This window comes from Klebsiella sp. HN106 (assembly GCF_051209435.1).
Lineage (GTDB): Bacteria > Pseudomonadota > Gammaproteobacteria > Enterobacterales > Enterobacteriaceae > Klebsiella > Klebsiella oxytoca.
In genome coordinates, this window is the sequence record NZ_JBLURD010000068.1 from 1 (window position 1) to 1,090 (window position 1,090).

At 36.3% G+C, this 1,090-nt stretch carries 2 protein-coding genes; both read right to left on the reverse strand.

Annotated features, from left to right (window positions below):
• Positions 1 to 366 precede the first annotated feature (366 nt).
• Entirely contained in the window at positions 367 to 624 is a 258-nt protein-coding gene (locus ACSIPU_RS30310) for a hypothetical protein (protein WP_055313352.1), read from the reverse strand.
• A 73-nt stretch (positions 625 to 697) separates the two neighbouring features.
• Positions 698 to 1,012 (reverse strand): hypothetical protein, encoded by a 315-nt coding sequence (locus ACSIPU_RS30315; RefSeq protein ID WP_001005009.1) that lies wholly within the window; start codon positions 1,010 to 1,012, stop codon positions 698 to 700.
• Positions 1,013 to 1,090 lie beyond the last annotated feature (78 nt).

Genomic DNA, 1,090 nt, shown 5'->3' on the forward strand with positions numbered 1-1,090 from the left:
GACAAAAATAAAAAATAGGCCAAATTCATATATCACTCCATGGAGATTAATAGAAAAATTTATAATAAGTAATCTCATAGAGCATTACTTGAATCTTCTTCCCATACTAAGGACTCACCGAGAAACTTAGTTAAAGATGATTTGGCATACTGTGGTTCGGAAAAAAAACGTGGGAACCAGCCGTCAAAGCTTTGGGTACCATTGTGACGATTTTCAGGCGAGACTGATAAGCGGTACCCGTCTTCGTAAGGTGAAATGCTAAATGTGTATCCATCATCTGTCTTTGAGATCAGCGTTTTGCATGTCATATGACTGTTTGCTCACAAAGTTACTTTTCTAAGATATCGAAAAGTGTGGATTAGATCATCATTCAGATAGTCTTTTCATCACAAACTTTCCTGCCCACATTATCACAATTATAAAGGTAATAAAACCGATCTGCTCCCAACCTAAATTGGTTTGCTGTTCGGAATCATCCCAATGAATTGCATAAATGTAACATCCGAAGGTAAGCGTGAGTGGAACAACAAGCATCCCTACCTTTTTAGTAATATTTCCAATAAACCACCAATAAAGAACCCAGGAAATAATAGAAGAATAAAAAATTGCTTCTGAAACTATCATATGTAACCTCTTGAATTAGTCGATGCTGTGGGTAAATAAACCCGGACCGTCAAATGATGCAATTGCAAAATATTTAGTAACCATGAATCCTTCGGTTATCTATTTCAGCCATGTATGCAGTAGGCTTTTTTAAGAGATAGATTGGTGAAACGACATTCGTTTTGACTTTATAAGCCAGAATGAAAACACCTGCGGAGCTTGCCATAAGTACCGCAAGAAGAATAGATACCGTTAACTCCTTTGGTGTTTGTATCACCGAAAGAAGAAACAATGCGCTTATGGCTGCAAAAATCCAGCAATATAATGATGCATCCATAAAACCAGCTACAACACTCGATCCAAAAAAAAACCAAAATAAACTTATTAAGATTACTGAGTTTTCATTCATGTCTGTTCCTTGTTATTACTAATTATATTATGCTTTATAGTTGACCGTCAGACTACCCACGGGTTTTGACGAACAAAG